This window comes from Pseudomonas sp. WS 5079 (assembly GCF_012985465.1).
Classification (GTDB): domain Bacteria; phylum Pseudomonadota; class Gammaproteobacteria; order Pseudomonadales; family Pseudomonadaceae; genus Aquipseudomonas.
Genome location: NZ_JAAQWN010000001.1, coordinates 457,678 through 483,151, shown reverse-complemented (window position 1 = coordinate 483,151; position 25,474 = coordinate 457,678). Strand labels below are relative to the sequence as shown.

The window sequence follows — 25,474 nt, the reverse complement described above, 5'->3', positions numbered from 1 at the left end:
TTTTTTTCTTGCGTAAGCGATCAACTGGTTAGATCAAAGTTGACGTGTAGTGTATGTGTGTTGCCGTTTTCATCCGGATCGGTGGTACCGTTCAGTTCACCGCCGAACTTGACAGTGCCTGCTTGCAAGCGATTAACGATCAAAGTTCCTGTGGAACACCGCATGGAGTTAGGATTCGGACGGCCCTCAATGGAATACCAGACACTGACTTTATTGATCTGCCACTTATCCAGCTCTAACACCTGCCCCTGACGAACGGTGTCGGGCAGCCCAATCGTGATTTTTTTCACTATGGTTGAGTTATCAGCATGTCGCGCGTCAAGGCGGTAGATGGCCGCTTCATGGTCATGCAGCAGTTTCAAGGTCTGAAAGTGGAGCGGTATATTATCGATACGCGCATCGAATGTGCCAGTTGCAAGAAGGAGCCTGGGGTAAAGCAATTTTTTTTGCTCGGGGGTCAACTGTTGCGCTTGTTCGGTCATGATCGCTTCTCCATCGCTGATGATTGTGCGAGTAACAGAGATGTTGACGGCTCTGTCTGGTCATGAAATAGCACCGCACCTGCGCTGTAAACTGTCAGAACTAACAGTATACGAAGACAACGACTTATGAATGATCCAATGACAATCTAAGCACGCCGCTGTTAATACTCTTTGGCACTTAGACTAACCGAACAACCCCGCCGCGATGTTGATCGAAAAACCCAAGATCGCCGTATTGAACAAAAAACCGATCAACGATTGCCCCAACACCACTTTGCGCATGGCCCGGGTAGCCACCCCCACATCCGAAGTCTGCACGGCAACGCCGATGGTGAAGGAGAAGTACAGGAAGTCCCAGTAGTTGGGGGTCAGTAGCCCTTCGGCAAAGCGCAGCGCCGGTTCCTTGCCCTCCCAGGTGTAATAGAGGCGGGCGTAGTGCACGCTGAAAATCACCCCGATCAGCAACCACGAACCAATCACCGTCACCCCGGTAAAACCGTAATGCAGCAGGCGCTCGGTCGTGTCCAGGCCCTTGCTGCCGGCCAGGCCAACCGCAATGGTGGCCAGGCTCGCAATCGCCGCAATGCACACCATAAATAACACCAGGCCGGCGTTTTCATCCTCGACCTCGGCGATGCGCTTGACGTCTTCGGCCTTGGCACGGATGGTCAGGCGCAGCATCAGCACCAGGTAGGTCCAGACCCCGACGTTCCAGCCGATCAGGATTTTGCTGAGGATTGAGTCGACGGGCGCCAGGATGCCGATTGCCAGTCCCAGGACGGCGGCAGCGGACAGGCGAGGGTGGGTACGGGCGAGAAAAGGCATGATGGCTCACATACACAGGACATGTGAGCACCATAGCCTATTCCCGTAGGAGCCGGCTTGCCGGCCCCTACAGGGGGGGGTATCAATCTTTGCGTTTGCGCACCAGTTTCATGACGACCACAAAGAACACCGGCACAAACACCACCGCCAGCGTCGCAGTGATCATCCCGCCGATCACCCCAGTACCAATCGCCTGCTGGCTCGCCGAACTGGCGCCGGTGGCAATGGCCAACGGCACCACGCCCAGAATAAACGCCAGCGAAGTCATGATGATCGGTCGCAGACGCAAGCGAGCAGCCTTCAATGTCGCCTCGACCAAGTCTTCGCCCTGGTCATACAAGTCCTTGGCAAACTCGATGATCAGGATCGCGTTTTTCGCTGACAGCCCGATGATCGTGATCAGGCCGACCTTGAAGAACACATCGTTGGGCATGCCGCGCAGTGACACCGCCATGACCGCGCCCAATACCCCCAGTGGCACCACCAGCAGCACCGAAGTGGGGATCGACCAGCTTTCATACAGCGCTGCCAGGCACAGGAACACCACCAGCAGCGACAGCATCAGCAGCAGCGGCGCCTGGGAACCCGACAAGCGCTCCTGCAACGACAACCCGGTCCATTCCTGGCCCAGGCCCGCTGGCAATTGGCTGACCAGACGCTGGATTTCTTCCATTGCCTCGCCGGTGCTATGACCCGGTGAAGCTTCACCCGAAATAGCGATGGCCGGGTAACCGTTGTAACGGGTCAACTGCGCCGGGCCCTGGACCCAGCGCGCTTGGACAAACGCCGACAGCGGCACCATCTTCCCGGCGTTGTTGCGCACATGGATCTTCATCAGGTCTTCGACCTGGCTGCGCTGGTCGCCTTCGGCCTGCACCACCACGCGCTGCATGCGGCCCTGGTTGGGGAAGTCGTTGATGTAGGCCGAGCCAACGGCCGAAGACAGGATATTGCCCACATCGGCAAACGACACGCCCAGGGCGTTGGCCCGCTTGCGGTCCACCGCCAACTGCACTTGCGGCGCCTCGGCCAGGGCGCTTTCGCGCACATTGGCCAGGATCGGGCTTTTTTCCGCCGCCGCCAGCAGCTCGGTACGCGCCGCCATCAATGCGGCATGGCCCACGCCGCCACGGTCCTGCAAACGGAACTCAAAGCCGCTGGAGGTGCCCAGGCCATCCACCGGTGGCGGCAGCACGGCATAGGCCATCGCATCCTTGAGTTCGGTAAAGGCCATGTTGGCGCGATCGGCAATCGAGGCCGCCGAATCGTCGCTGCTGCGCTCGGACCAGTCCTTGAGCGTGGTAAACGCCAGCGCCGCGTTCTGCCCGGAGCCGGAGAAGCTGAAGCCCATGATCATCGTCGTATCACCGACGCCCGGCTCGGTGGCGTTGTGCGCCTCGATCTGCTCGGCCACCAGCACCGTACGGTTCTTGCTCGCGCCTGGCGGCAACTGAATATCGGTGATGGTGTAGCCCTGATCTTCCACTGGCAGGAACGAGGCGGGCAGGCGGCTGAACAGGAAGCCCAGGCCTACCAGCAGGACCAGGTAGATCAGCAGGTAGCGGCCGCTGCGCTTGAGGGCATAGGCAACCCAGCCTTCGTAGCGGTCGGTCAGTTGTTCAAAGCGCCGGTTGAACCAACCAAAGAACCCGCCCTTGGCATGGTGCTCGCCCTTGGCAATTGGCTTGAGCAGGGTGGCGCACAAGGCCGGGGTCAGGGACAGGGCAAGAAACGCCGAGAACAGGATCGAGGTGGCCATCGACAGCGAGAACTGCTGGTAGATCACCCCCACCGAGCCCGGCATAAAGGCCATCGGCAGGAACACCGCCACCAGCACCAGGGTAATGCCGATGATCGCCCCGGTAATCTGGCCCATGGCCTTGCGTGTGGCTTCCTTGGGCGACAGGCCCTCCGTGACCATGATCCGCTCGACGTTCTCCACCACCACAATCGCATCGTCCACCAGGATGCCGATGGCCAGCACCATGCCGAACATGGTCAGCACGTTGATCGAGAAACCCAGCAACAGCATGGTGGCGAAGGTGCCCATCAGTGCAATCGGCACCACCAGCGTCGGGATCAGGGTGTAGCGGATGTTCTGCAGGAACAGGAACATCACCGCAAACACCAGCGCCATCGCCTCCAGCAGGGTGTAGATCACCTTGGTGATCGAGACCTTGACGAACGGCGAGGTGTCGTACGGGATCTTGTACTCGACGTTGGCCGGGAAGTAGCGCGACAGCTCATCCATCTTAGCCCGCACCAGGGTCGCGGTGCTCAAGGCATTGGCGCCGGGCGACAGCTGCACGCTGACGGCGGTGGAAGGCTTGCCGTTCAAACGCGTGGAGAACTGGTACTCCTGGCTGCCGACCTCGACCCGCGCCACATCACCAATGCGCACGGTGGAACCGTCCGGGTTGGCCTTGAGCACAATGTCGGCAAATTCGGCGGGGGTGGAGAGCTGGCCCTTGACCAGAATCGACGCGGTGATTTCCTGGGTATTGGTGCCTGGCAAATCACCGATGCTGCCGGCCGAAACCTGGGCGTTCTGCGCGGTAATCGCGGCGTTGACGTCGGCCGGGGTCAGGTTGAAACCAATGAGTTTCTGCGGATCGATCCAGATCCGCATCGCCCGCTCGGCGCCATACAGTTGCGCCTTGCCCACACCGTCCAGGCGCTTGAGCTCGTTCATCACGTTGCGCGCCAGGTAGTCGCTGAGCGCCACGTCGTCGAGCTTGCCGTCACTGGAGGTCAGGGTTACCAATAGCAGGAAGCCGGCAGACACTTTCTCCACCTGCAGGCCTTGCTGGGTCACCGCTTGCGGCAGGCGCGGCTCTACGGCTTTGAGACGGTTCTGCACATCGACCTGGGCCATTTCCGGGTTGGTTCCCGGCTGGAAGGTCGCGGTGATGGTGGCCGAGCCGAGGCTGCTCTGGGATTCGAAATACAACAGGTGGTCGGCCCCGTTGAGCTCCTGCTCGATCAGGCTGACCACGCTTTCGTCCAGGGTCTGCGCCGACGCACCGGGGTACGTCGCATAGATTTCCACTTTCGGTGGCGCGACGTTGGGGTACTGCGCCACGGGCAACTGCGGGATGGCGAGGGCGCCGGCCAGCAGGATAAACAGGGCGACCACCCAGGCGAAGATCGGGCGGTCAATAAAGAACTGCGGCATTGTCTCTGATCCCTATGATTACTGGCCGGCTGCCTGGGCGACAGGCGCGGTGCTGGCATCCACTTCGACTTTTTCACCGGGGCGCGCATGTTGCAGGCCTTCGACGATGATGCGGTCCCCGGCCTTCAAGCCGCTGTTGACCACCCAACGATCATTGACCGCTGCGCCCAATTCCACCGGTTGCTGGCTGACGTTCTGCTCGGCATCCACCAGCAACACCATGGGGATACCGGCGCTGTCGCGGGTGATTGCGCGCTGCGGCACGCTCAGGCCTTGCTGGTCGACGGCCTGCTCCAGGCGTACACGGATAAAGCTGCCGGGCAACAGGTCGAGGTCCGGGTTGGGGAATTCGCTGCGCAGGATGATCTGCCCGGTGCCGGGGTCTACGGAAATTTCCGCGAACAGCAACTTGCCCGGCAGCGGGTAGAGGCTGCCGTCATCCTGAATCAGCGTGGCCTTGGCCTGGTTTTGGCCCACTTGCTTCAAATGCCCGGCGCGGAAGGCGCGGCGCAGGTCATTGAGCTCGCGGGTGGACTGGGTGAGGTCGGCGTGGATCGGGTCCAGCTGCTGGATCACGGCCATGGGCGTGGCTTCGTTCTGGCCCACCAGCGCGCCTTCGGTCACTAGCGCACGGCCGATACGCCCGGAGATCGGTGCGGTGACGGTGGCATAGCCGAGGTTGAGCTTGGCACGCTGCACCGCTGCCTGGTTGGCCGCGACCTCAGCGGCGGTTTGCCGGGCGGCGGCGCGGGCGTTGTCGTAGTCCTGGGCGCTGATGGCATTGCCTTCGACTAGTTGGCTATAGCGCTGCTCTTGCAGGCGCGCCTGGAAGGCATTGGCCTCGGCCTTGCGCAGGCTGGCCTGGGCACTGTCGAGGTCGGCCTTGAACGGCGCCGGGTCAATACGGAACAGCACGTCGCCCTGTTTGACGTCATGGCCTTCGTTGAACACCCGTTGCAACACCACGCCTGCGACCCGGGCGCGCACTTCGGCAATGCGTGGCGCGGCAATCCGTCCGCTCAGCTCGCTGCTGATGGACAGGGGTTTGGCTTCGAGGGTTTCGATCCGTACCTTGGCCAGGGGCATTTGCGGGGCGTCGTCCGCAGAGTTGCCACAGGCACCCAGGGCCAACGTCAGTGCCAGCAGGCAAAACGGCGCAAACAGATTCTTTGACATGCTCTTATCCCAATATTGACTGGCGCATCCTACGGACACCCCCGGCTCGGTGCTGTGAAGCTGTGTAGGTGGTGTGTGAAGAAATGTAAGGTACGGCGCACGCCGAGGCGCCTGCGTATATCCTTTACGGCCGTGGATCCTAACAAGCTCTTCTGATCAATGACGATCTAATGTGAAACTGTATTATTTGGAAGCACCATGCCCAACATCCTCCTGGTCGAAGACGACGCCGCGCTGTCCGAGCTGATTGCCAGTTACCTTGAACGCAATGGCTACCACGTCAATGTGCTCAGCCGTGGCGACCACGTACGCGAGCGGGCCAGGCTCAACCCGCCGGACCTGGTGATCCTCGACCTGATGCTGCCGGGCCTGGATGGCCTGCAAGTCTGCCGCCTGCTGCGCGCCGACTCGGCCGGCCTGCCGATCCTGATGCTCACCGCCCGCGATGACAGCCATGACCAGGTGCTGGGCCTGGAGATGGGCGCCGATGACTACGTGACCAAGCCCTGCGAGCCACGGGTGCTGCTGGCCCGGGTGCGCACCCTGTTGCGCCGCAGCAGCCTCAGCGAGCCACAGGCGGCCAATGACCAGATCATCATGGGCAACCTGTGCATCGACCTGTCGGAGCGCGCCGTGACCTGGCGCGACCAGGCGGTGGAGCTGTCCAGCGGTGAATACAACCTGTTGGTGGTGCTGGCCCGGCATGCCGGTGAAGTGCTCAGCCGCGACCAGATCCTGCAGCGCCTGCGGGGCATCGAGTTCAACGGCACCGACCGCTCGGTGGATGTGGCCATTTCCAAGCTGCGGCGCAAGTTCGACGACCATGCCGGCGAGGCGCGCAAGATCAAGACGGTGTGGGGCAAGGGTTACCTGTTCAGCCGTTCCGAGTGGGAATGCTGACAGCATGTTCCGGCTCCTGATCCGTCTCTACCTGCTGACCATCGTGACCTACAGCGCGGCGATCTACCTGATTCCCATGGGCATCATCGAGGTCTTCCATCATCGCTACATGAACTACAACCTCGAGCAATCCCGGGGCTTGCAGAGCCTGATCGTGCGTCAGTACCACAGCCGGCCGGTGGAGCGCTGGTCCGAGGTCACCGACCAGTTGGCCCGGGACTTTGCGCCCTTGAAGGTGCAATTGCTGCATCGCCAGGATGCCCGCTATACGCCGGCCGAGGAGCGGTTGCTGGAGCAGGGCAAACCGGTCATCCGCCTGGGGGAGTGGGGCTGGATGGAAGAAATCAGCTCGCCGCTCAATGACCAATTGGCGGTCAAGCTGACCATCCCGCCCGACCCGCTGGACATGAACCTGCTGTACTGGACCATGAACGTACTGATCGGCGCGGCGCTGCTGGGGGGCCTGTTGCTGTGGCTGCGCCCGCACTGGCGCGACCTGGAACGCCTCAAGGCCACAGCCGCGCAACTGGGCCGTGGTCATCTGGAAGAACGCACGCACATTCCGCCCAGCTCCAACATCGGCAGCCTGGCGGCGGTGTTCGACACCATGGCCAATGACATCGAACACCTGCTCAACCAGCAGCGTGACTTGCTCAACGCCGTGTCCCACGAGCTGCGTACCCCGCTGACCCGCCTGGACTTCGGCCTGGCCCTGGCGCTGTCCGAAGACCAACCGGCCGCCAGCCGCGAACGCCTGCAAGGCCTGGTGGCGCACATCCGCGAGCTGGATGAGTTGGTGCTGGAACTGCTGTCCTACAGCCGCCTGCAAAACCCGGCACAACTGCCCGAGCGGGTGGAAGTGGTGCTGGATGAGTTTATCGACAGCATCCTGGGCAGCATCGACGACGAACTGGAGAACCCCGAGATTGTGATTGATGTGGTGCTGGACTGCGCCGTGGAGCGTTTTACCCTCGACCCACGCCTCACCGCCCGCGCCCTGCAAAACCTGCTGCGCAATGCCATGCGCTATTGCGAGCGACGCATCCAGATTGGCGTCAAGGTCTGCGCCAAGGGCTGCGAAATCTGGGTGGATGACGACGGCATCGGCATCCCCGAAGAGCAGCGTGCGCGGATTTTCGAACCGTTCTACCGCCTGGACCGCAGCCGCGACCGCGCCACCGGTGGCTTCGGCCTGGGCCTGGCGATCAGCCGCCGGGCCGTCGAAGCACAGGGTGGCACACTCACCGCCCAGGCCTCGCCACTGGGTGGCGCACGCCTGCGCCTGTGGCTGCCTACCTGACTGTTTGTCTAGAGCGGGCCTGTGTGGGAGCGGGCTTGTCGGATCGCCGCATCGCCGCGAAGACGTCGGCCCAGCGAACATTGATGTTGACTGACCCACTGCTTTCGCGAGCAAGCCCGCTCCCACACAAGCCCGCTGCCACATTCATGGGTGTTTTTCTGCAGTCCTGCTTTTGGCATATGCGCAGCCTTACCGCCCCTGACGCACCCTTGCTATAGTTCGGCCCTTATCAGCCGCCAGCCAAGGATCACTGCCATGTCCGAATACCAAGCCTTTGTCGTCGAACTCCACGGCAACGTCGCCCATGTGCAGATCAATCGCCCAGAAAAAATCAACGCCATGAACGCGGCGTTCTGGAGCGAAATCATCGAGATTTTCCAATGGGTCGACGACACCGACGCGGTGCGCGCAGTGGTGTTGAGCGGCGCCGGCAAGCATTTTTCCTCGGGCATCGACCTGATGATGCTGGCCTCGGTGGCCAATGAGTTTGGCAAGGACGTGGGGCGCAATGCGCGCCTGCTGCGGCGCAAGATCCTGCAACTGCAAGCCTCGTTCAACGCCGTGGATAACTGCCGCAAGCCGGTGCTGGCGGCGATCCAGGGCTACTGCATCGGCGGCGCCATCGACCTGATCAGCGCCTGCGACATGCGTTACGCCGCTGACGATGCGCAATTCTCGATCAAGGAAATCGACATCGGCATGGCCGCCGACGTCGGCACCCTGCAACGCCTGCCACGCATCATCGGCGACGGCATGCTGCGCGAACTGGCCTACACCGGGCGCACCTTTGGCGCCGAAGAAGCGCGCAGCATCGGCCTGGTCAACCGGACCTTTGCCGACCACGCAAGCCTGCTGGCCGGGGTGATGGACCTTGCCGCGCAAATCGCCGCCAAATCGCCGATTGCCGTGACCGGCACCAAGGCCATGATCAGCTACATGCGTGACCACAGCATCAACGACGGCCTGGAATACGTTGCCACCTGGAACGCTGCTATGTTGCAATCCAACGACCTGCGCGTGGCCATTGCGGCCCATATGAGTAAACAGAAACCCGAATTCGTGGATTGACTGAACATGACCCCAGGCTGGATTACCACAACGCTGCTGGACAACGACGCCCCCGGTGGCTGGGCTGTGGCCCGCAGCCGCGAAGGCTTTTTGGTGGATGACAACGGGCCGCTGTTTCCCAGGGAGTGGCTCAAGCGCCAGGACCTGCCGGTGTTGGCCGAGCATGGCATTGGCCATCTGGACGGCGAGCCTGTGTATCTGCTGGAGCTGAACAGCCCCGGCGACGTGCCAGGTTGCCGTTGGCAAGGCTTGCGGGCCTTTATGCTGCAAGGCGATCACCGCCTGTACAAAGTCCTAGGCTATGCCGCGCAAATCGGCACCTGGGCCCGCGAGCACCGCTTTTGCGGCAGTTGCGGGCAGGCGATGATGCAGGTGCCCCGCGAGCGCGCGATGTTCTGCAAGGCGTGCGACCTGCGCAGTTACCCGCGTATTTCACCGAGCATGATTGTGCTGATCACCCGTGGCGATGAGATTCTGCTGGCCCGTTCGCCGCGTTTCGTCACTGGGGTCTACAGCACCCTGGCCGGGTTTGCCGAGCCCGGGGAGTCTGCCGAAGACTGCCTGATCCGCGAAGTGCGCGAGGAAGTGCAGGTTGAAGTGCAGAACATCCAGTACGTGGGCAGTCAGTGCTGGCCGTTCCCCCATTCCATGATGCTGGGCTTTCACGCCGAGTACGCCGGGGGCGAGATCGTGCCCCAGGCCGATGAGATTGAAGATGCGCAGTGGTTCAACATCCACCAGTTGCCGCCGCTGCCGGCCTCGCGCTCGATTGCCCGCTACCTCATCGACCTGTATGTGGCGCGCCGTCTAGGCCACGCTGAACCAGTGCTGCCAGGCTAGGCGCACGGTCAGGCCGAGGACCACGGTGATAAACACCGGGCGAATGAATTTGGCGCCGCCGCTGATGGCACTGCGAGCGCCAAAGAACGCGCCCACCATCACCGACAGGCCCATGCTCAGGCCGACAATCCAGTCCACCGAACCGTTGAAGATAAACACCGACAACGCCGCCGCGTTGCTGACGAAGTTCATGCTGCGCGCCACGCCGCTGGCCTTGACCAGGTCCACCGGGTACATCAGCAGCGTGCTGACGGTCCAGAACGCCCCGGTGCCGGGGCCCGCCACACCATCATAGAAACCCAGGCCGAAGCCTTGGGTCGACTGCCATTTCTTCTTGATCGGCGCATCGGCGTCCAGCGGCGCCTTGGGCGTGCCGCCAAACAACAGGTAGATGCCGCAGGCAAAGACGATCACCGGCAGCATCTTGTTCAGCCACTCGGCGGGCAAGTAATGGGCAACGACGGCCCCAACCAGCGCGCCGACCAGCGTGCCGACGATGGCATGCACCCATTGGCGCGGGTGGAACAGCTTGCGCCGGTAGAAGGTAAAGCTGGCGGTGGCCGAGCCGAAGGTCGAACTCAGTTTGTTGGTGCCCAGCACCAGGTGGGGCGGCATGCCGGCGGTGAGCAGGGCCGGGGTGGTGAGCAAGCCGCCACCGCCGGCAATGGCGTCGATAAAACCGGCAATAAAGGCAACCACGGCGAGGATGGCCAGGGTGGTGAGGTCAACGCTGAGTTCAAAAGGCATGGAGGCGACTTATTTTCGGCGAGGCGCAGAAAGGGGCTGCGCGAAAGTCCGATAGCTTACCTATAACCGATTGTCAGGGCGACTGTTGCGACACACCCGCGCAGGTGCGGTAGGTGTTGTGCCAGCAACAGTGATCCAACAAACCATCCACCAAGGCAACATTGCCCGGCCCAGGCTCGCAGGGGCCAAACGCCCGTGCCACGTGGCTTGGCCCACACTGGCACGCTTGCTGCTCCACCACTTGCACAATCTTTGTGTGCGAGGTACCGAGCCATGACTCAGCAAGCCGTGAAATTTGCCTATTGGGTGCCCAATGTCAGTGGTGGCCTGGTGGTCAGCAAGGTCGAACAACGTACCGACTGGGGCATCGACTACAACCGCAAACTGGCCCAACTGGCCGAGGAGGCAGGGTTTGAGTACGCCTTGACGCAAATCCGCTTCACCGCCGGCTACGGTGCCGAATACCAGCATGAATCCGTGGCCTTCAGCCACGCGCTGCTAGCCGCCACCCGCACACTGAAGGTGATCGCGGCGATCCTGCCGGGCCCCTGGCAGCCGGCGTTGGCGGCCAAGCAGCTGGCCACCATCGATCAACTGACCGATGGCCGGGTGGCGGTGAACATCGTCAGCGGCTGGTTCAAGGGCGAGTTCCAGGCCATTGGCGAGCACTGGCTGGAGCATGACGAGCGCTATCGGCGCTCCGAAGAATTCATCCGCGCCCTGAAGGGCATCTGGACCAAGGATGACTTTACCTTCAAGGGCGATTTCTACCGCTTCAACAATTACACCCTCAAGCCCAAGCCCCTGGGGCAACCGCACCCGGAGATTTTCCAGGGTGGCAGCTCCCGTGCGGCACGGGATATGGCGGCGCGGGTGTCGGACTGGTATTTCACCAACGGCAATACGCCGCAGGGGATCAAGGCCCAGGTCGATGACATCCGGGCCAAGGCCGCCGCCAATAACCATTCGGTCAAGATCGGGGTCAACGCATTTGTGATCGCCCGTGACACCGAAGAAGAGGCCCAGGCGGTGTTGGCCGAAATCATCGACAAGGCCGACCCGGACGCGGTCAACGCCTTTGGTGATGCAGCCAGGCAAGCAGGCAAGGCGTCGCCCGAAGGTGAGGGCAACTGGGCCAAGTCCAGCTTCGCTGACCTGGTGCAGTACAACGACGGTTTCAAGACCAACCTGATCGGCACGCCCCGGCAGATCGCCGAGCGCATCGTCGCGCTCAAGGCGGTGGGGGTGGACCTGGTGCTGGCGGGCTTCCTGCATTTTCAGGAGGAGGTGGCGTATTTTGGCCAGCGCGTGCTGCCCCTGGTGCGCGAGCTGGAAGCCAAGGCCGCGGCGGCCGGCAGCGCCAGGGCGGCGTTACCGGTATAGCACCACTGCCGCACGCAGTTGGTTGTTGCCAAAGCGGCACATCCGCTCGAACTCCCCATGGCTGACCGGCAGGTGCTGGCAGTCCATGGGCTGGCGGTGCTGGCTATGGTCCACGTCGGGATCATGCAGGTAGACAAACTCTTGATCGCAGTCGGTCACGATCACCCAATGCGGTGACTTGGAGCGCGTCAGCCGGTAACTGCTGATCAGCACCAGCGGCTGGCCGCCGCCGTCCAGGACCTGCGGCAGGTCCAGCGCACCGCCAAATACCTGCTGCACATTGCTGCGGGCCAACTCATCCGCGAATCCCTCATGCACCAGGCGCATCACCTCTTTTTTATGCAGGTTGCGCACGCCATCGAGAAACAGCGGCCCACGCACGTTGACCTGCATGCGTACAGCAAACCCCCGGCGCCACGCGGCCAGGGCCAGGCCCTGGGGGCTGCAACCGCCGTGGCCGGCGGTCATGAACACGGTGGTTGCTTCGCGCCAGATCTGCAGTTCTTCGCGGCGCAGCGCCTCACGCCCAGGTAACAGGGCGCCCATGGCCATCAGCAAACAGGCGGCGCCGCAGGTAAAGTCAGTGGTCTGCTGGTAGTAAGGGACACTCAAGGCGCGGGCGTGCGCGGGCTGGAGGATACGTTTTTCCAGGCGCAGGGCGTCGGTATGGTCGGCGTAATAGTCGTTGATCAGGGCAAAACGCCGGTAGCCAGCGCGCTCATACAACGCGATGGCGCCTGGGTTATCGGTGCGTACCTCAAGGCGCAGGTACGCACAGTCGTGGGCCACGGCGCAGGCTTCGATGCGCGCCAGCAACTGCCGGCCCAGGCCCATGCCCCGGGCCGGCGCGGCAATGGCCAGGGAGTACAGGCGCGCCAACGAGGTGCCGCGATGGAACAGCACCAGGGCATAACCGACCAATTGCCCGGCATTTTCGGCCACCAGCAACTGCGCGTGGGCACGGCTGATCATCCACTGGAAACTGCGGGCAGACAGCCGGTCAGTGGTGAAACAGTGCTGCTCCAACATTACCAATGCTGGCAAGTCTTCGAGGGTTGCAACGCGAAAGGAAAGAGTCATATAACCGCCGTAAAAGTTGCGTAACTAAACGAGACTTCTGTGAAAGATCGTGCTTAATAGAAAAGGTCAAGTTCTCTAGCGGATCAATCAATATGTCAGCGGTACAAAGTCATTGGCGAGAAGTATCCGAGCAAACCGTCGCGGCGACAATAACTTCCAGCGGATATTTTTCCACCCCGCCCAAGAGCCCAAGCCAAGTCGTGATTATTGTTGAACGCAAGGAAGACTGGGCCTCGTACTTCCCTAGCGAAGATATAGTCACCGCCCAGGAATACCTCGAACACTCCCGGGAAAACGAGGCAGGCAAACGGGTCCAGGTGATCAACCTGTGCCGCAGCTACAAGTACCTGGGGCATGGTTACTACTGCTCGCTGCTGGCCGAGGCGCGGGGGCACAAGGTGATCCCGTCGGTGCGCACCATCAGCGAGCTGACAAAGAAATCCTTGTATGGCCTGGCCCTGGATGACCTGGATAAAACCCTCGATAAAGCATTGAGTCACCACCTTTACAGCAATACCGAAGGTTTTACCCTGACACTTTATTTTGGCCGAACCAATATTGAACCGTTGCAGGATTTGGCCCGGCAGTTATTTGAGGCTTTCCCGTGCCCGATTCTGTTAGTTGAGTTTCGTAAACATAACGGCTGGCATATCGAAGGTATCAAGTCTGGAGTCTTACATAAGTTGCGCGATGATCAGGAAGATCAATTCGCCCATGCCCTGGACAACTTCAGTCGCCGGATCTGGCGCCAACCCCGTTCGCGGCGGCTGGCCCGTTATGACCTGGCGATCCTGCATGATCCCCAGGAGCAATTGCCGCCGTCCAATGCCAAGGCCCTGGAAAATTTCGTGCGGGTGGGCAAGGGCCTGGGGATCGATGTGGAGTTGATCGAACGCAAGGACTACGCGCGGCTGGCCGAATACGACGCCTTGTTGATTCGCGAGACGACCAGTGTCGACAACCATACCTACCGCTTCGCCAAGAAAGCCGAGAGTGAAGGGCTGGTGGTAATGGATGACCCGGCGTCGATCCTGCGCTGTACCAATAAGGTCTACCTCACGGATATGCTCAAGAGCCATCAATTGGGCATGCCCGCCACCGAGATTCTGTACAAGGAGCGACCGCAAGATTTCGAACGGGTCGGCGAGCGCCTGGGCTTCCCCCTGGTGCTGAAAATCCCCGACGGTTGTTTCTCCCGGGGGGTGATCAAAGTGGAAAGCCAGGAGGCGTTGCTGGCCGCCACGGCCGAGCTGTTCGAACACTCGGTGCTGCTACTGGCCCAGGAGTTTTTCTATACCGAGTACGACTGGCGCATTGGCGTACTCAACCGCAAGCCGATCTTTGCCTGCCAATATTTCATGTCCAAGGGCCACTGGCAGATCTACAACCACAAGGCCATCGGCCAGGATATCAACGGCGAATGCCGGACCCTGGCGGTGCACGAGGCCCCCAAGGCCGTCGTGGAACTGGCAGTCAAGACCGCCAACCTGATCGGCGATGGCTTGTACGGCGTGGACTTGAAGCAGTCCGGCGACAAAGTGGTGGTGATCGAGGTCAACGACAACCCGAACATGGACGCCGGGATCGAAGACGCCTACTTGCAGGACGACCTGTACTCCCTGGTGCTGGAAGAGTTCGTGCGCCGCCTGGAGCTCAAACGCCAGGGCCAGGTCTGGTGATCTGCTTTGAGCTCAACGAGGGTGCGCTGCGCCGCACCGAGCGCGACAATGCCGAGATCCTGCTGTTCAACAACCCCGACAGCGATGAGCGTGAATTGCTGCGCGAGCGCTATAAAGTCGATGAGCACGCGCTGGCGTCGGCACTGGACCCGGACGAGGTGTCGCGCATCGAATTCCACCCAGACAACCTGTTTCTGATCTGGAAGCGCCCGCAAAACTACTCCGGGGGCAGCAACCTGGTGTTTGAAGTGTCGTCCTGTGGCTTGCTGTTTTCCCCCGACCGCCTGCTGGTGATTGCTACCGACGACAGCCAGTTGTCGGGCCTCGGCGCGCGCCGACCGCTGCATACACCGCTGGACGTGTTGCTGGACCTGCTGCTGAACAACATCCACCACTACCTGGGCCACCTCAAGGTGATCAAGCTGGTCGCCCGCGAGTTGCAGCAGCAGTTCAACGCCTCCATGAGCAATCGCCACCTGATGCAGATGTTCAGCCTCAGCGAGAGCCTGATCTATTACATCAACGCGCTGCACAGTAATGGCGCGGTCTTGACGCGCTTGCGCAACCACGGCGAAAAAGAACACTTCAGCGCGCAGACCCTGGGCCTGATCGACGACCTGATCATCGAGAACAACCAGTGCTACAAGCAGGCGGAGATCTACTCCAACGTGTTCTCCGGGCTGATCGATGCCCGGGGCAACCTGATGAACAACAGCATGAACAACCTGCTGCGCAAGCTGACGCTGATCAACGTGGTGTTCCTGCCGCTGAACCTGATTGCCAGCATTGGCGGCATGTCCGAGTTCAGCATGATGACGGCGGGGACGCCGTGGTGGGTGGCGTACCCGCTGTTTTTGCTGGCGATGGCGTTGGGCGCGGCGGGGATGGTGCTGGGGCTGCGGCGGATTGCCAAGGGCGGCGGCAAAGCGGGGTGACCGGGCCCCGCATTCGCGCCAGTGCAGGCGGGCTTAGGCGCCGGCCTGCAGGGTCAATACTTCAAAACCCTCTGCGGTGACGGCCACCGTATGTTCCCACTGGGCCGACAGGCTGTTGTCACGGGTCACCACGGTCCAGCCATCCTTGAGACTGCGCACCTTGGCGCTGCCCTGGTTGAGCATCGGCTCGATGGTGAACACCATGCCTTCGCGCAGGGTCAGGCCGGTGCCTGGGCGGCCGAAGTGCAGGATTTGCGGCTCTTCATGCATTTCCCGGCCAATCCCGTGCCCGCAATACTCGCGCACCACGCTGTAGCCATTGGCCTGGGCGTGGCTCTGGATCGCATGGCCGATATCCCCCAGGCGGGCACCGGGCTTGACCTGGCGGATACCGGCCCACATCGCCTCTAAGGTCTGCTCCACCAGGCGCCGGGCCTTGGGCGCGACGGTACCGATCATGTACATCTTGCTGGAGTCGGCGATAAAGCCGCCTTTTTCCAGGGTGATGTCGATATTGACGATATCGCCATCCTTCAACACGTCCTTGGCACTTGGCATGCCATGGCACACCACCTCGTTGATGGAGGTGTTGATGCTGAATGGGTAGTCGTACTGCCCCAGGCTGGCGGGGCGGGCTTGCAGGTCCTGGCGGATAAATGCCTCGACGGCTGCATCCAGTTCCAGGGTGGTCTGGCCGGCCGCGACCCGGTTGTCGAGCAGGGTGAACACCTGGCCCAGCAGGCGCCCGGCTTCGCGCATCACGGCAATCTGTGCAGGGGTCTTGATCATCAGCTGCGCCCCCGAATCAGGTCGGGCTTGTCGAGCAACAGTTTGTTGATCAGGTCGTTGTAGGCCAGGTGCGGATTGAGTTCGGCCAGCAGGCCGATCTTGATCCAGAACTCTGCCTGGGCGTTGATGGAGCGGTCCATCGTGGCGCTGGCCAGTCGGATTTGTTCATGCAGTTGGTCGGTGATCTTGACGATGCCCATGGGGTTCACTGTGTAGAGTTTATATACAAAGCGTATACGTTTCGTATATTGCTCGTAAACCCCGGTGTTGACTTGCCCTGGACCGGCGGTTAGTTTTGTTGCATGACATTACAAACCTATCGTTCCCAGCCAAGCATTATTACCGCCATTCCTCATTTGGCGGGATAGCGTTCGGCTGTACCCAAACCCGCCCTAGAGGCGGGTTTTGTTTTTCCGTCTCCAGGGCTCTGTCAAACGCCAGGAGACACCCATGAGTAGCCCGCTGCCGCAGTCCACCGCCGACGATGGATTGCTTGAGCATTACGTGAAGAAAATCCTCGCCGCGCCGGTCTACGACCTGGCGGTACGCACGCCGTTGCAGGCCGCCCCGGCGCTGTCGGCGTTGCTTGGCAATCAGATCCTGCTCAAGCGCGAAGACCTGCAGCCGACGTTTTCCTTCAAGATTCGCGGCGCCTACAACAAGCTGGTGCAGCTTGGCGAGGCGCAAAAAGCCTGCGGGGTGATCACCGCCTCGGCAGGCAACCATGCCCAGGGCGTGGCATTGGCGGCGCGCGAGCTGGGGATCAAGGCGACGATTGTGATGCCCAGCACCACACCCGAATTGAAAGTACTTGGCGTGCGTTCGCGGGGCGCCGACGCGGTGTTGCACGGCGCCAGTTTCCCGTTCGCCCTGGCCCACGCGTTGCAGTTGGCCGAACAGTCGGGCGCGACCTTTGTGTCGCCGTTCGATGATCCCGACGTGATCGCGGGGCAGGGCACCGTTGCCATGGAAATCCTGCGCCAGCAACAAGGTGCACTGGACGCGATCTTCGTGCCCGTGGGCGGTGGTGGCTTGATCGCCGGCATCGCGGCCTACATCAAGTATTTGCGCCCGCAAGTGCGGGTCATAGGCGTGGAGCCTGAAGGCTCAAGTTGCCTGCTGGCGGCCTTGCGTGCAGGCGAGCGGGTGATATTGCCCAGCGTCGACAGCTTTGCCGATGGCACCGCAGTGGCGCAGATCGGCGCCTACGGCTTTGAAATCTGCCGCGAGCATGTCGATGAAGTGATCACCGTCAGCAACGATGAACTGTGCAGCGCGATCAAGCTGATCTACGACGACACCCGCTCCATCACCGAACCCTCCGGTGCCCTGGCGGTTGCCGGGATCCGCCGCTATGTGACACGCACCGGGGCCCGGGGGCAGACGCTGGTGGCGATCAACTCCGGGGCCAACATCAACTTCGATAGCCTGCGCCACGTGGCTGAGCGAGTGGCGGCGCAACAGCACAGCCTGAATGTAGGCGTTGTCGAGCGTTAGCGAGGCTACGATGGCGCCAGCAACTACACCTCGTCCATTGTGGGAGCGGGCTTGTCGGATCGCCGCATCGCCGCGAAGACGTCGGCCCAGCGAACATTGATGTTGACTGACCCACTGCTTTCGCGAGCAAGCCCGCTCCTACATCTGATGTGAGGCGCTACTGCACGCTGGCCTTCTCGACGGTGCTCGATGCCGACCAGATGCGGTAACGCACTTCGACATCTTTTGGAACATATATAACGATGGGTAACTTGCTGTTGTAGCGCAGCACAAAACCGTCGCCGACCACCGGTACAAAGTCCTCGCGGGTCTTGCCGCCGGGGCAGGCCATCATGGTGCTCATGGGGCCGCTGACATTCTCCAGGCGGTAGAACGGATAACCCCAACCCTCGAGGTTTTTCTCTTCCAGTACACCACCCAGTCGCTGCTGGTTGCAGTCCACAGGCAAGGTTTTACCGGCGAGGATTTCGACCTTGAAGTCCTGCTCCTGGGGCTTTGCGGGCAAGTGGATGACCTGGCGAACCTGCCCGGCATCGGCCTTGGGGTAGGGCGCGATATCTTCAAGCTTGGCGGCATGGGCCTGGGCGGCCAACATGCTCATGGCCAGTACGCAAAGGATGTTGAGTGCAGAAGAAGTCATGGGACGTCCTTATCTTGGGGGGCGCTGAAACGGTCACTGCCACGCTGCACGCCAACGTCCGGCCGTGCAAACCAGCAGCAACTTATATAAGGGTTGCTGGTGCTTATGAGGAAAGGATCCTACGCCAAAAAACACAAGGAGTAGGCTTTGCAATGGAACGTGCCTGCCAGGGTTGGCAAGGCAGCGGTCAGACTATTGATAGCTATAAAAATTCATTGGCGGTCTCAAAAAAAGGAGAGGTTCAGCCATGCTTTCGGAATTGGAACTACGCGGCCTTATTGAAGGAAGCTTCCTGCCCAGGCGTTGTGAATGCATCAAGGCCCAGGATGCGTCGTTGACCATCAGAATCTACGACGACGATGGCACCAACATGACTGTCACCGGCATCCAGGCCGATAAACTCGACAGCAGTCGTGCCATCTGTAACTTGATCACGACGCTGCGTGGAGACCTCCACCACGCCCACGCACCCGCCCCGCGCAGGGCCGGCGCCAGGCTCTACTGATCAGCCCACGTTGGGCTTGCGGGCCTGGATAAACTCCAGGCCCAGCACCAGCTCCGTGCCCACGGCCAACAGAATCCCCGGGCCTGCATGCCCATTGAGCCATTCGCCCATCCCCAGGGCGGCCAACCCCAGGCAACCGACAATAAAGCCGGACACCAGCGCGCTGCGCGTGGGTGACGGGGCGGTATGACGCAGGCGATAAAACATGATGCCGATTGCTAGGAACAGCATGGCATTGCGGCGCGCCACCAGGCCGCTGGCATCGGTGTATTGCACCCCCCAGAGCCACAGCAGCAGGTCGGGCCGCACACCCCAGGTAATCGCCAGGGCCAGGCATAGCACGGCAGTGAAGGTGGCGAGTGAGTGGAAGCTGAGGCGCATGGCGAGTCCTTTCGGCCGTTTCAGAAGGGCCCAAGAATAAGCTGTGCGGCAAGCCTCAGACAAATCCGATACGGCACGTTCCCATCTCGCTGCTAGTGTTTCGCCAAATCTGTCGGCAGTGGCTGAGGTAGTGCGTGCAACAAAAAATCGCAGCAGAGTTTCTCGGCACCTTCTGGTTGACGTTCGGCGGCTGTGGCAGCGCCATCCTGTCGGCCGCGTTTCCCGGCCTGGGCATCGGGTTTGCGGGGGTAGCGCTGGCGTTTGGCCTGAGTGTGCTGACCATGTCCTACGCGGTAGGCAGTATCAGTGGTGCGCATTTCAACCCGGCGATCACAGTTGGCTTGTGGGTCGCAGGGCGTCTACCGGCAATGGATGTGTTGCCCTACATCATTGCCCAGGTCGCCGGGGCGACGGTTGCGGCGGCGATCCTCGCGCTGGTCGCCAGTGGCCGGCCGGGGTTTGAAATCGGCGAGTTCGCCGCCAATGGCTATGGCGCCTTGAGCCCGGGGCAGTACAGCCTGCTGGCCGCGGTGGTGGTGGAAAGCGTGGGCACCTTCTTCCTGGTGTTTATCGTCATGCGGATGACAGCGCCCGGGGCCGCGCCCGGGTTTGCGCCGATAGCCATCGGCTTGACGCTGACCCTGATTCACCTGGTGTCGATCCCCGTGACCAACACCTCGGTCAACCCGGCCCGCAGCACCGGCCCGGCACTGTTTGCCGGCGCCGATTACCTGAAGCAACTCTGGCTGTTCTGGCTGGTGCCCCTGGCCGGGGGCATCCTTGGGGCCATGGTGGCCAGGGCCGTGCGGGAGCGGCCGTGAGCCGCTACCAGCTCATGCGGATGCCGGCGTTGCCGCTCACGCCCTCCAGGGTGTTGGTGTCCAGTTGGGTGCTGTAGTCGGCGGCCACGTACACGCTGACGCTGGCGGACAGTTTGGCGACCACGCCGACGCCCAGATCGGCATAGGCTGACTTGTGGTCAGTCTTGATCCGATCAATGTCATCGTAAGTCACCGTATCGCTGCCACCGAACGTGCGCCAGGCGTTGACCCGCAGGTAGGGTTCAACGGGGGTGTCTTGCAGCAGGTAGCGACCTTTCAAGCGGGCACCCACGCGCCCGGTCCAGTAATCCTGGGAGTCGAAGGACACACTGGAGATCCCGTCATTCTGGCGATCGAGGTCAATCTGTTGGTGGATCACCTGGGCCTGTGGCTCCACCACCCAGTTCGCGGAAACGGCGAACGGGTAGCCCGCCTCCGCAGACAGGGCCAGCGCATGGCCTTTGGTATCCATCTTTATCCCGCGCTCGGATTTGCTGTCACCGTCCAGGCGCGTGCCCATGGCCACCAGGTCCACGTACCAGCCCTTGGGATCGGTCAACGTCCAGTAAGCACCGACGTTGTCGCCGGTGAGTTTGACTTGCCCGGAACGCTGGTCTTCAAAACCCAGGGCAAAGCCTTTGACGTCACCCTGCAGGCGGCTCTGCCCGATAAACAGCCCCAGGCGCTGGAGTTGCCCGCCATCGGTGGCCCAGGCATAGAGATCATGGCCCACCTGATAACCCTTGACGGAACCGTCGAAACTCGGCGACACCGTGCCGGACCAACTCTGCTTGAAATCACTGCCATAGGCCCGGCCCCAGCCAGCCGGGGCGGTGCCGGTCTCGCCCAACAGGCTTTGCTCGCCCTGGCGGTCATGGAACGTGCCAAGCGCCTGCAGGGTCATGCGCTGGGCCGCCGGAACCACCACCGAGTACACCGGCACCTCGACGCGATACAGCGGGATCGGCTCGGCGCCGGCCACGGCGGTGGGCAGGGGCGGCGTGGAGTCGGCAGGGGTTGGCGAGACCTCGGCCGGGACCTGGGTCGGTGGTGGCGGCGCAGGCTCGACGGGAGCCACGGGCTGCGCGGTAGGGGGTTCGACCAAAGGCTCGTCGGGGCCGACCACCGGAGGCACGGCCGGGATAGGGGGTTCTGGCACGATCACCGGCGGCAGCACCGGCGGCGTGGGCACGGCGGGTGGCTGCACGGCCACCACGGAAGAGCGTAGATACCAACTGTTCTCCGAACCGGCCGTCACGCCGCCCTTGAACAGGAAGTACTCGTAGGCCCCGGCCGACACCGCGCCTTTGAGGGCAAACGCGTCGCTGCTGCTGGTCGCGCCATTGAGCGCCTGCACCACTTCAATCCCATTGTTGCGGGTCAACCCACCCAGGCCACCCAGGTTGCTCACGGCCAACTGGGTGTTACCGCTGATCGTGCCCTGGGACACCACCAGCTTGTCGGTGGCCGAGGTCTCGTCGCCCAACACCGTTTGCAGCCACAACTGGCCGTTGTTACCGACATAGTTGCCGTGCACCGTCAACGAATCCGTGGCGCTGTTGCTGGCGCTGGCCAAGTCGATGGTCCCGGCATTGTTCAGGGTGGCCAACTGGCCTGCGGTGTAGGGCCGGATACTGCCTTGGGTCACCGCCAGCACACTGCTGTTATCGATGGACAACACCCCGGTGCCGCTGGTGTTGTCCCCCAGGAACAGATCCTGCGTCAGGTCCAGGCGCGAGCCATTGTTGAGGTCGAAGGTTTCCCAGCCGATATAGCGGCCAGCATTGCCTGAGGTGGTGTTGTCGAAGGCCAAGCGATCATTGCCCAGGCCACCGTCAATCGAGGGGGTGCTGCCAAGCAGGGTTTCGTTGAGGTTGGCCAGCAATGCCGTGTCGTCACCGTCGCCCATCAGCACCGCAGACTTGATCACGCCGCCCGAACGCCACTCGAAGGTGTCGTTGCCGAGGCTGGCGCGGATCTCGCCGTTGATCACGCCGCCGCTGACGAGAAGGGTGTCGTTGCCGCCACTGACACTGATGTTGCCGCCAATGGTGCCGCCGGACACGCTGATCCGGTCGGTGCCAAAGCCAGTCACCAGGTTGCCGAGGATTGCGCCACCGGACAGGTCATAGATGTTGTTGTCCAGCTTCATGTCCACCCGGCCGATGGTCCCGGCGCTCTGGCTGGCCACATCGCCGTCTTCAAAGGCGCCGACGATGGTGCCGCCGGTCATGGTGAAGGTGTCGCGCCCATCGCCCTGGGCCAGGGACTGGATCTGCCCGCCGCCCATCACAAAGTCATCGATGCCGTTGCCCTGGGAGACTGCCCCGGTGACGGTCCCGGCGTTGATCTGGAAGCGATCGGCGCCGTCGCCCTGGGTCACCGAGCCGACGATGCTGCCGGAGTTCATCTGGACCCCATCGACGCCCGGCCCGAACAGCACATTGCCATTGACGGTGCCGGAGCCCCCCGTGGGCAGCGTCAGGCTGTTGTTGCCGGATACGTCGGTCAGGCCGCCTGCCGAGGTGCCGCTGTCGCAGGTATAGCTGTCGTCGCCACTGCCTGGGGTGAGGACGCATGCGGCCTGGGCAGGAGTCTGGAGTGAAAGAATGCCGACTACAAAAACGGCTGGCTTGAAAAAAGTCCGTTCATTGCTCATCGATCATCCCTGCCCATGTAGGAAAAATATACGTAACTAGGGTCTAGTACAGCCTGGGATGAATCGCAATGTTTAAGGCAAGGCTGAAAGCCACGAAATCCGTGGCCTGCAGTGATGGCACTGTGCAGTTATGCCTGTATCTAAGCGTTTAATTGCTGGCGATAGGGCAGGTCTGGCCCGGTCTTGCCACAGGTCAGCGCGGCGGCGCGAATGGCGAACTTGAGCATGCTGTCGATCTGTTCCCGGGCCAGCCCCTGCACCCCCTCAACCGAATCCAACTGCTGCTCGGTAAGCCAGGCGATCAAGGCCGCCTGGAAGGTATCGCCAGCGCCCACGGTATCGACCATCACCACTTTGACGGCCGGTGCCGACCAACTGCCATGCTGGCGGCTGAACACGCTCGCGCCATCGCCGCCACGGGTCAGGAACACCAGTTGGCAGCGCTGCTGCAACCAGCCTTGCAGCACGCTTTCGGGGGCCTGGCCTGGGTAGAGCAGGTGCAGGTCTTCATCGCTGACCTTGATCAGGTCGGCATGCTGCACCCACTCGGCCACGCGCTGGCGCCATACCTCGATATCCGGCTCGGGATTCAGGCGTACATTCGGGTCGAGACTGATCAGGCGCTTGCCGCTTTCCCGGCGGGCCAGGGCCAGCAGGCTATCGGCGACCGGCTGCACCACCAACGAAAACGAACCAAAATGCAGGCCGCGTACCTGCGCATCGAGGGCGGGCAAATGCTCGATCTGCAACTGCCGGTCGGCACAGCCTTCGCCCCGAAAGCTGTACTGCGGCGAGCCGTTGGCACCCACGGCGACCATCGCCAGGGTGGTCGGCGCGGCAAACTCCAACAGGTACTCGTCGCATACCCCTTCATCCTCGAGCACCTGGCGCAGGCGCTGGCCCAGGTAGTCGCTGGACAACCCGGCGAACAGCCCGGCCTCGATCCCCAAACGGCGCAGCCCCACCGCCACGTTGAACGGCGAACCACCCGCAAGCGCCTTGAAATTGACTTTGGAGGCCTGCCCGCTGGGATCCTCCTGGCTGAAAAAATCAAACAGCGCTTCGCCACACACCAGATACATAGTTATTCGCTCTTAAAGGGTTGCCACATGCTGTTGATAGCGTTCATAGGCCTGCTGGTACGCCCTGACGCTGGCGGCGACGGGCTGGGTGCGACTGGCCGGGTCGACACTCACGCAGCGCGTGCACAGCCCCTCCAGGCTTTCGCCGGACTGGCACCACGCGGCCTGGATCGCCGCGCCCAGGGCCGCCGCTTCGCTTTGTTCGGTACAGATCACTTCGGTGTCCATGATATCGGCGACCATCTGCCGCCACACCGGGCTTTTCGAGCCGCCGCCGATCAGGCGGATACTGTGGCTTTGCAGGCCGGTCTGGCGCAACAGGTCCAGGCCTTGGCGCAAGCCAAAGGTGGTGCCTTCGACCACCGCGCGGCACAGGTTGCCACGGGTCAGGTTGGTCATGGTCAGGCCGTGCAGGCTGCCGGTGGCGTGGGGCAGGGCGGGTACGCGCTCGCCATTGAGAAACGGCAGCATGCAGACGCCCTCGGCGCCAATCGGCGCCTGGGCCACCAGGGCGTTGAACGCCACCAGGTCCAGCTCGAACAGCTCACGGATGACCCCGGTGGCATTGGTCAGGTTCATGGTGCAGATCAGCGGCAGCCAGCCGCCGCTGGAGGAACAGAATGTCGCCACCGCGGCCTGGGCGCTGACAGTCGGCTGATCGGCAAACGCATACAGGGTGCCCGACGAACCGAGGCTCATGGTAAACACTCCAGGCTTGATATTGCCGGTGCCGATCGCCCCCATCATATTGTCGCCGCCGCCACTGGACACAATGGCCCCGGGGTTGATCCCCAGGCGCTTGGCGATGGCCGGCAGCACAGTGCCCAGCGCCTGATTGGCTTCTATCAGGGTTGGCAGCGCCGCTTCCAGGCGCCCGCTGGGGTCGATATGCCGCAGCAATGGCAGGTCCCATTGCCGGGTGCGGACATTGAAATAGCCGGTGCCCGAGGCGTCGCCATACTCGGCGCAGGCTCGGCCGGTGAGCCAATAATTGAGGTAGTCGTGGGGCAACAGGATATGGGCGACGCGTGCGAACACATCCGGGTGTTGCTCCAGGGTCCATAACAGCTTGGACACGGTGTAGCCCGGCGCAATCGCCACCCCGAGGCGCTCCAGGGAGCCGCTTTCACCGCCCAGGTAGTGCAACAATCGCAGGTTTTCGGCGCTGGTCTCGGTGTCGCACCACAGCTTGGCCGGGCGCAGCACCTGGCCCTGCTCATCGAGCAGCACCAGGCCATGTTGCTGGCCGGACACGCCGATGCCGAGAATGTCCTGGCCGTCCACACAGGCTTGCTGCAAGGCGCGGTGGGTGGCTTGGGTAAAGGCGTCCAGCCATTGCGTGGTGTCTTGCTCGCGCCGGCCATTGGCGCCGCTGATCAGGCTGTGGGTCGCGGCGCCCAGGCCCAGCACCCGGCCGCTGGCGGCGTCGAGGACGATGGCCTTGGTGCCTTGGGTGCCGCAGTCGATACCAAGAAACAGAGATTGGCGGGGCATGGTGGTTACTCAGCAG

23 protein-coding genes are annotated in these 25,474 nt (G+C 62.1%); 10 read left to right on the top strand and 13 right to left on the bottom strand.

What is annotated here, in order from left to right:
* Positions 1-20: 20 nt before the first annotated feature.
* From HBO05_RS02080 to HBO05_RS02065, 4 genes are all read right to left on the bottom strand, one after another.
* Positions 21-482 carry a hypothetical protein gene (locus HBO05_RS02080; RefSeq protein WP_172311486.1) on the bottom strand — a complete coding sequence of 154 codons (462 nt, stop codon included), beginning with the start codon at positions 480-482 and terminating at the stop codon, positions 21-23.
* Between the two features lie 183 nt (positions 483-665).
* Positions 666-1,307 carry a DUF1345 domain-containing protein gene (locus HBO05_RS02075; RefSeq protein WP_170041349.1) on the bottom strand — a complete coding sequence of 214 codons (642 nt, stop codon included), beginning with the start codon at positions 1,305-1,307 and terminating at the stop codon, positions 666-668.
* A gap of 82 nt (positions 1,308-1,389) precedes the next feature.
* Entirely contained in the window at positions 1,390-4,482 is a 3,093-nt protein-coding gene (locus HBO05_RS02070; RefSeq protein ID WP_172311484.1) for an efflux RND transporter permease subunit, read from the bottom strand.
* Between the two features lie 18 nt (positions 4,483-4,500).
* Complete coding sequence (locus HBO05_RS02065) at positions 4,501-5,658, bottom strand: efflux RND transporter periplasmic adaptor subunit (RefSeq protein WP_169951855.1); 1,158 nt, start codon at positions 5,656-5,658, stop codon at positions 4,501-4,503.
* 198 nt (positions 5,659-5,856) lie between these two features.
* Between HBO05_RS02065 and HBO05_RS02060 the strand changes: the two genes are divergently transcribed.
* The 4 genes from HBO05_RS02060 (at position 5,857) to nudC (ending at position 9,766) form a co-directional block, all read left to right on the top strand.
* Entirely contained in the window at positions 5,857-6,558 is a 702-nt protein-coding gene (locus HBO05_RS02060) for a response regulator transcription factor (protein ID WP_170057286.1), read from the top strand.
* A 4-nt stretch (positions 6,559-6,562) separates the two neighbouring features.
* On the top strand, positions 6,563-7,858 hold the full coding sequence (locus HBO05_RS02055; RefSeq protein ID WP_169951851.1) for an ATP-binding protein: 1,296 nt from the start codon (positions 6,563-6,565) through the stop codon (positions 7,856-7,858).
* A gap of 255 nt (positions 7,859-8,113) precedes the next feature.
* Entirely contained in the window at positions 8,114-8,926 is an 813-nt protein-coding gene (locus tag HBO05_RS02050) for a crotonase/enoyl-CoA hydratase family protein (protein ID WP_172311482.1), read from the top strand.
* 6 nt (positions 8,927-8,932) lie between these two features.
* Positions 8,933-9,766, top strand: a complete 834-nt coding sequence (gene nudC, locus HBO05_RS02045; RefSeq protein ID WP_172311480.1) for an NAD(+) diphosphatase — start codon at positions 8,933-8,935, stop codon at positions 9,764-9,766.
* Here the strand turns inward: nudC and HBO05_RS02040 are convergent.
* Positions 9,734-10,513 (bottom strand): TSUP family transporter, encoded by a 780-nt coding sequence (locus HBO05_RS02040; protein WP_029291538.1) that lies wholly within the window; start codon positions 10,511-10,513, stop codon positions 9,734-9,736. The genes nudC and HBO05_RS02040 overlap by 33 nt on opposite strands.
* 273 nt (positions 10,514-10,786) lie before the next feature.
* On the opposite strand from HBO05_RS02040, the gene sfnG reads away from it, so the two are divergent.
* A complete protein-coding gene (sfnG, locus tag HBO05_RS02035; protein ID WP_172311478.1) occupies positions 10,787-11,896 on the top strand; it encodes a dimethylsulfone monooxygenase SfnG in 1,110 nt (369 codons plus the stop codon).
* Here the strand turns inward: sfnG and HBO05_RS02030 are convergent.
* Positions 11,885-12,976 (bottom strand): GNAT family N-acetyltransferase/peptidase C39 family protein, encoded by a 1,092-nt coding sequence (locus HBO05_RS02030; RefSeq protein ID WP_172311476.1) that lies wholly within the window; start codon positions 12,974-12,976, stop codon positions 11,885-11,887. The genes sfnG and HBO05_RS02030 overlap by 12 nt on opposite strands.
* A 92-nt stretch (positions 12,977-13,068) precedes the next feature.
* Between HBO05_RS02030 and HBO05_RS02025 the strand changes: the two genes are divergently transcribed.
* Together HBO05_RS02025 and HBO05_RS02020 are read left to right on the top strand one after the other, a co-directional pair.
* Positions 13,069-14,655, top strand: a complete 1,587-nt coding sequence (locus tag HBO05_RS02025; protein WP_178123665.1) for a RimK family protein — start codon at positions 13,069-13,071, stop codon at positions 14,653-14,655.
* The gene (locus tag HBO05_RS02020; RefSeq protein ID WP_169951979.1) at positions 14,649-15,590 is read left to right on the top strand and encodes a magnesium transporter CorA family protein; all 942 of its coding nucleotides are present in this window, start codon (positions 14,649-14,651) and stop codon (positions 15,588-15,590) included. The genes HBO05_RS02025 and HBO05_RS02020 overlap by 7 nt, the downstream gene beginning before the upstream one ends.
* A 33-nt stretch (positions 15,591-15,623) precedes the next feature.
* Here HBO05_RS02020 and map read toward each other — a convergent pair whose 3' ends face one another.
* The gene (map, locus tag HBO05_RS02015) at positions 15,624-16,379 is read right to left on the bottom strand and encodes a type I methionyl aminopeptidase (RefSeq protein ID WP_172311474.1); all 756 of its coding nucleotides are present in this window, start codon (positions 16,377-16,379) and stop codon (positions 15,624-15,626) included.
* The gene (locus HBO05_RS02010; protein ID WP_169951839.1) at positions 16,379-16,579 is read right to left on the bottom strand and encodes a ParD-like family protein; all 201 of its coding nucleotides are present in this window, start codon (positions 16,577-16,579) and stop codon (positions 16,379-16,381) included. The genes map and HBO05_RS02010 overlap by 1 nt, the downstream gene beginning before the upstream one ends.
* A gap of 250 nt (positions 16,580-16,829) precedes the next feature.
* Here HBO05_RS02010 and ilvA point away from each other — a divergent pair, with 250 nt between their 5' ends.
* Positions 16,830-17,876 (top strand): threonine ammonia-lyase, biosynthetic, encoded by a 1,047-nt coding sequence (gene ilvA / locus HBO05_RS02005; protein ID WP_169951836.1) that lies wholly within the window; start codon positions 16,830-16,832, stop codon positions 17,874-17,876.
* Positions 17,877-18,033: 157 nt separating this feature from the next.
* Here the strand turns inward: ilvA and eco are convergent, their stop codons facing one another.
* Positions 18,034-18,516 (bottom strand): serine protease inhibitor ecotin, encoded by a 483-nt coding sequence (gene eco / locus HBO05_RS02000; RefSeq protein ID WP_172311472.1) that lies wholly within the window; start codon positions 18,514-18,516, stop codon positions 18,034-18,036.
* Between the two features lie 247 nt (positions 18,517-18,763).
* On the opposite strand from eco, the gene HBO05_RS01995 reads away from it, so the two are divergent.
* Positions 18,764-19,021, top strand: coding sequence for a DUF1652 domain-containing protein (locus HBO05_RS01995; RefSeq protein WP_169951832.1), 258 nt, complete (start codon positions 18,764-18,766; stop codon positions 19,019-19,021).
* On the opposite strand, the gene HBO05_RS01990 is transcribed toward HBO05_RS01995, so the two are convergent.
* Complete coding sequence (locus HBO05_RS01990) at positions 19,022-19,402, bottom strand: hypothetical protein (protein WP_172311470.1); 381 nt, start codon at positions 19,400-19,402, stop codon at positions 19,022-19,024. It lies immediately after the preceding gene.
* Between the two features lie 134 nt (positions 19,403-19,536).
* Between HBO05_RS01990 and aqpZ the strand changes: the two genes are divergently transcribed.
* Positions 19,537-20,223 (top strand): aquaporin Z, encoded by a 687-nt coding sequence (gene aqpZ / locus HBO05_RS01985; RefSeq protein ID WP_172311468.1) that lies wholly within the window; start codon positions 19,537-19,539, stop codon positions 20,221-20,223.
* A 4-nt stretch (positions 20,224-20,227) separates the two neighbouring features.
* On the opposite strand, the gene HBO05_RS01980 is transcribed toward aqpZ, so the two are convergent.
* The 3 genes from HBO05_RS01980 to xylB all read right to left on the bottom strand — a co-directional run bounded on the left by HBO05_RS01980 (position 20,228) and on the right by xylB (position 25,458).
* Positions 20,228-22,882: an autotransporter outer membrane beta-barrel domain-containing protein gene (locus tag HBO05_RS01980; protein WP_172311466.1), complete on the bottom strand. Its 2,655-nt coding sequence runs from the start codon at positions 22,880-22,882 to the stop codon at positions 20,228-20,230.
* Between the two features lie 140 nt (positions 22,883-23,022).
* A complete protein-coding gene (locus HBO05_RS01975) occupies positions 23,023-23,964 on the bottom strand; it encodes a carbohydrate kinase (protein ID WP_172311464.1) in 942 nt (313 codons plus the stop codon).
* A gap of 12 nt (positions 23,965-23,976) precedes the next feature.
* Positions 23,977-25,458, bottom strand: a complete 1,482-nt coding sequence (xylB, locus tag HBO05_RS01970) for a xylulokinase (protein WP_172311462.1) — start codon at positions 25,456-25,458, stop codon at positions 23,977-23,979.
* Between the last annotated feature and the right edge of the window lie 16 nt (positions 25,459-25,474).